This is a genomic window from Moorena bouillonii PNG (assembly GCF_001942495.1).
Classification (GTDB): Bacteria; Cyanobacteriota; Cyanobacteriia; order Cyanobacteriales; family Coleofasciculaceae; genus Moorena; species Moorena bouillonii.
In genome coordinates, this window is record NZ_MKZS01000001.1 from 3,382,682 (window position 1) to 3,387,554 (window position 4,873).

Annotated in this window: 7 protein-coding genes and 1 pseudogene; 4 read left to right on the forward strand and 4 right to left on the reverse strand. The window is 46.1% G+C overall.

Annotated elements, in window-relative coordinates; genetic code table 11:
• Positions 1 to 105: 105 nt before the first annotated feature.
• Positions 106 to 240 carry a hypothetical protein gene (locus BJP37_RS43550; RefSeq protein WP_269087000.1) on the reverse strand — a complete coding sequence of 45 codons (135 nt, stop codon included), beginning with the start codon at positions 238 to 240 and terminating at the stop codon, positions 106 to 108.
• A 32-nt stretch (positions 241 to 272) separates the two neighbouring features.
• Here BJP37_RS43550 and BJP37_RS36500 point away from each other — a divergent pair, with 32 nt between their 5' ends.
• Genes BJP37_RS36500 through BJP37_RS41035 form a run of 3 tightly spaced genes read left to right on the forward strand, consistent with a single transcriptional unit; the run spans position 273 to position 1,141 of the window.
• Complete coding sequence (locus tag BJP37_RS36500; protein ID WP_143727606.1) at positions 273 to 458, forward strand: hypothetical protein; 186 nt, start codon at positions 273 to 275, stop codon at positions 456 to 458.
• A 36-nt stretch (positions 459 to 494) separates the two neighbouring features.
• Positions 495 to 947 (forward strand): MerR family transcriptional regulator, encoded by a 453-nt coding sequence (locus BJP37_RS13760; protein ID WP_075899538.1) that lies wholly within the window; start codon positions 495 to 497, stop codon positions 945 to 947.
• A 17-nt stretch (positions 948 to 964) separates the two neighbouring features.
• Entirely contained in the window at positions 965 to 1,141 is a 177-nt protein-coding gene (locus BJP37_RS41035; protein WP_214607799.1) for a hypothetical protein, read from the forward strand.
• Between the two features lie 31 nt (positions 1,142 to 1,172).
• Here BJP37_RS41035 and BJP37_RS13765 read toward each other — a convergent pair.
• Both BJP37_RS13765 and BJP37_RS41040 read right to left on the reverse strand, forming a co-directional pair.
• Positions 1,173 to 2,285: pseudogene (locus tag BJP37_RS13765) on the reverse strand (YcaO-like family protein); the annotation flags it as partial.
• 180 nt (positions 2,286 to 2,465) lie between these two features.
• Positions 2,466 to 2,633 (reverse strand): hypothetical protein, encoded by a 168-nt coding sequence (locus BJP37_RS41040; RefSeq protein WP_198954039.1) that lies wholly within the window; start codon positions 2,631 to 2,633, stop codon positions 2,466 to 2,468.
• Between the two features lie 63 nt (positions 2,634 to 2,696).
• On the opposite strand from BJP37_RS41040, the gene BJP37_RS13770 reads away from it, so the two are divergent.
• Complete coding sequence (locus BJP37_RS13770; RefSeq protein WP_269087001.1) at positions 2,697 to 4,013, forward strand: RNA-guided endonuclease InsQ/TnpB family protein; 1,317 nt, start codon at positions 2,697 to 2,699, stop codon at positions 4,011 to 4,013.
• Positions 4,014 to 4,171: 158 nt separating this feature from the next.
• Here the strand turns inward: BJP37_RS13770 and BJP37_RS13775 are convergent.
• Positions 4,172 to 4,873: TOMM precursor leader peptide-binding protein (locus BJP37_RS13775; RefSeq protein ID WP_143727982.1), on the reverse strand; the 702-nt coding region annotated here is incomplete at its 5' end.

The window sequence follows — 4,873 nt, forward strand, 5'->3', positions numbered from 1 at the left end:
CTCTCCAGAAAGCCATTTCAGGCTTTGGTTCAACTTGACGCTTTCACGTCGCGCACGACCACAGTTTTACTATAGCACAAAAATTTGCATATTATAACATAATTTTTAAATTTTTGTAACAAAATTAGGGAATCGGGAGTCGGGAATCGGGAGTCGGGAATCGGGAGTTTGGGAAAAAATCCTGTTTACCTTACTCGTGATTAGAGCTATAGAGTGCGATTGACCTTGGCCAAAAGGCATGCACGCTAGGGGAACGGTCACGCTACGGGGGATTGACCTTGGCCTTTGGGTCACGCTACGGGATGCTTCTTTGGAGCCGCTACGCGATTGGCCGTAGGCCACGCTACGCGAACGCATCCACGACCGTATCCCAAACTCTTCCGTCTATTCCCGATTCCCGATTCCCGATTCCCGATTCCCGATTCCCCAAAATTGCCAATTCTCTTTTTTCCTATTAAACTAGTATTATCGGAATAGTTAAGGGGAGTCCACTGATGAACAAGTGTGTTGGTACTACTGAAGCCGCATCTCTGTTAGGAATTTCGTCTCGGCGATTGCGCCAACTCCTAGAGAAGGGTCGGGTTCGGGGTGCTTATAAAAGTGGGAAATTCTGGATTATTCCTCTGTTCAACCATTTGCCACAAATTACCAAAGGCTCCCGTGGACCGAAGGGCAAATGGCAGACTAGTCGTCCCCCGGCTTTAGCGAAGATTAATGTCAACCGCAATCACATTGGCTCGAATATGCACAAAAGCCCTCAAGAGCGGAAGCCAGTGATTTCAGTAAAACGAAAGGGTACCAATCTCTACGGCAACGAAGTCGAAATCCTCGGTCCTTGTAAGATTGTCTATAATCCCGATCATCCCCTCGATTGTGGCGCTCGTCTGTGGATCGAAACCTTCAGTGATATTCACTTCATTGGTGGCAGTTTCCCGGCTACTAGCTGAGATGGGGAGATGGGGAGATGGGGAGATGGGGTGATGGAGAGATGGGGAGATGGGGAGATGGGGAGAGAATTCTTGTCCACTGTTCCCTGTTCCCTGTTCCCTGTTCCCTGTTCCCGATTCCCGATTCCCGACTCCCGATTCCCAATTCCCGATTCCCGATTCCCGACTCCCGATTCCCGACTCCCAATTCTTAATTCTAAATTCTAAATTCTTAATTCTTAATTCCTACAAAATCATCGGGATCGGATTAAGTTGATCTTCCCTTAAGGGTTCCGCGAACAAGCCTAACTTAACGGGGACATCATACAACCGACCGGGGGCGAATCTTGCCCAGAAATGGCGCATCCCTGGTACAATCACCTTTACTACATTTAAGCCAATATCCGGGCGGGTTTGGTCTAGAACTAGGGTTTCCATGCCTGCGGATTGGGCAATTTTAACACAGGTCATCACATCCTCATAAATATCATCACTCCACTGTTGACCATAGTCACTGTAAAGCTTGAGGGGAATGTCAGGATTGGGAACCATGTAGGGATGGTCTTTGCGGTTTAGATTATGCTTATTCCATTCCTCCCAAGCCCCGGTTTCACTGGGTTCCACGTCATCCACATAAAATCCCAGTTGGTTCATCTCTGTGACTGCCCGTAAAATGGCAATCCGAGGATCGAGATGGGCACCAAACCCGGCAATAATCCCTTCTTGTTCCTGATCGGTGCGGGCTGACACGGCAGCAAAGGCCGGAATGCCTAAATCACTGGTAATATCCAGCACCCACAAGTCACGTTTGCGATCGCGGTATAGTTGTTGTAACTCTACCAGATAGGGGTCATCAAAGCTGGCTAAATCCACTCCCGGACATTGGAGGGAGTTGTACCACCAAATAGCCACGCTATCCCGTTCCACCAATTCCATAAACCCCTGCAAAATCGCTTCTTCCAAGGTATTGCCAGCAGCATTACCATTGGAGTCACCGGAACAGAAGTGATGATCCTTTGATGGGGGATAGTTGTAATAACAAAAGGCGGTAGGCAGATAGCTATGGGTTTGTGTCACTAAAGACCAAACTGGTGTCCATTCAATGGCTTTGCTGCTATCAAACCGTTGCGGCACCCAATTGTGATCGACTCGGGCTTTGTTCAAGGTTTCTCGGTGAGCGTACTGATACTCACTAAACTGCATCACCTGTTCGGGAGGAATAGCAGTATCTCCCAACTCCCCTAAGGTAGAAACAATCCGGGGTTCATCCCCATGATAGATACTGGAATAGCGTTCTACCGCTTCACAGAACCCACTGGCTTTGGCTTGACGGTCAGTTTTCCCTTTGCCAGCACTTTTATCAATAGGGGGAGTTTGACGGGGAAAGAATACCCCATCCTTCTTAAGGTGTTGAAGTTACCGTAAGGATAGTGGAGCCTTAATCAAAAAGTTTTAACCCTTTTATGCATAGCCGACTAACCATAAAGGCGACCCTATCCTAAGGCGCGCGTCTCTAGGATGAATTTCCCTCTCAAATATTTAAGGTAATCGACCAGTCTTGCCTAGGGATTCTAGGTACTCAGACAAGTTTAAACCTGCCTTGATCGCCATTTGTTTCAAACCTTCCCATGCCGCATCTGTTGTTCTAACTGTATGCGCTTTCTTCGCCTCTCCATGTATTGGTGGTCTCCCAGTTCTTTTTCCCATAATGTTGACATCTGTATTTCGATAAGCTATAATTAATGTAGCATAAACAGAAAGGTCGAATAAATGCAGCTAGGGTACTCCTATAAACTCAAGCCAAACCGACAACAAGAAGCCACGATGAAAAAATGGCTTGACATGTTGCGATCAGAAGACAACTACCTATTAAGAGATAGAAATGACTCTTATGATCAGGTAAAAGCTCCAAGGTTGGGTAATTACTGCGATCTGAGAAGTGGTGGAGAGGTGTGCCCGCTGACTTGTTCTGTAAGCAGAAATCATTCCGTGGGTTACCCCTGGAAAAACAGCAAAAAAAATCCAAGGAGGAGTGCGTATGAGGCTCACAGTTCAAATCTTCCAATTCTCAAGAAGGAGAGACCTTGGTACAAAATAATCCATTCAACTGTTCTGCAACAAACCCTAAGGCAGTTAGATGTCGCATTCTCTAAGTTTTTTAAGGGAGAGACTGGATATCCAAAGCCTAAAAGAAGGTCACGATTCAGAAGCTTCAAGTATGCTCCTGGTCAAGTAAAACTAGATGGGAACAAAATATATCTTCCGGGTATTGGTTGGATGGGCTTTTACAACTCTCGCCCTATTCCTGAAGGATTCACTCTAAAATCTGTGACTGTTCGTAGGAAAGCTCGGGGATGGTTTGTCAGTCTTCAGATCGAAGACAAGTCAGTTCCGGCAATCCTTACAAAAGACAAGTATGAGATTGATCCTTTAAAAGTTAAAGGTTGTGATCTAGGTATCAAGAAATTAATCAGTATATCTAATGGGAAGACAATAGCGAATCCAGCCAAACAAAAATCTTTTAGGCGTAGAGAAAGGCGACTAAAACTCAGACAAAAAGCGGCTAGCCGAAAAAGGAAAGGATCTAAAAATAGAGGAAAGTCTTACTCTAAGGTAGCTTCACTTCATGAGCGGATTACAAACAAACGTACTGCGTATCAATGGAATGTTGCCAATCAATTAGTTAATGGAACAGATGCCCTAGTTTTCGAGGATATGAACATCAAGGCAATGAAGTCTCGGTGTAAACCCAAACCCAACGAAAATGGCGGATATGACCGTAACGGACAATCCACTAAAAGAGGTTTAAATCGCTCAATATCTAATGCAGCCTGGGGAGAACTAGTCAAAAAGGTAGAGGTCGTGGCTGCAAAGTCAGGCATACCAGTAGTAAAGATAAATCCCAGGCATACGTCTCAAAAATGCCCAAAATGTCATCACATAAGTAAAGCCAACAGAAAAAAGGAAAAGTTTGTTTGTACCAACTGTGGCCACTATGATGATGCCGATATTAATGGGGCAATAAATATCAGAATGCGGGGTCTAAAAAAACTGGGTATTGACCCATTAGACGCGCGCCTTAGATAGTGGAGCCTTAATTACAAATTTTTAACCAAAGGTGCGCTTTCCGTAGGCGAATTAAATTCGCCACGGGTCGCACCTCTTTTACTCATAGCCTGCAAACTATAAAGGCTCCACTATCTTACGGTAACTTTAAACCCAGCTACCGACCGTGCGGGGGAAAGTTACGCCCTTGGAGATAACAGCAACATAGTTGTTGTGCCGGGGAATCCCCATCCCTCTACAGGGTGGGGAGGTTCAAGACCCAACAGACGACGCAAACGGTTCAAATTATTGGTGGCAGCACCGTAACTATGAATGGAATGATAGGTATGGAGCAGGGCACTGTCTGGGTCAGAGGAACGGACTAAGGCACTGACAACTCCGGTGATGGGACTAACCAGGTGTTGGTAGCGTTTCAGGGTTTGATCGGGGGTAAAGGCACGATGTCCGCCATCGGTAGTGTATTGCTTTTTACGATTAACTAAGCTAACCGGTTGATGAGCGCGATCGCTTAAAAGTTGAGGATTCCCACAAGCAGCACATTGGGGACGATGGGAGAGCTGATGGGTTTCAGTGCTAAGGTTAGTTTGATTGAGGGTAATCACTTTCCCCACCAAGGTGGCCAAGTTAGCTGTTTCCTCTACCCCCAGTTGCACTATCCATTTAGCAACTTCCGTGGTAATTAAATTCAGGCCAGTCTCTAAGGTAGAACTGAGGAAAGCGTTGGAAGTAGGCAAACATCCCGTCACCTTTCCAAACTCAACTTGATGATTCGGGGTTTGAGACTGATCAACAGTTTCTGATTGTGTTTGGGTCAATTCTTCTCCCTGATTCCCGATTCCCGACTCCCGATTCCCGATTCCCGACTCCCGACTCCCGACTCC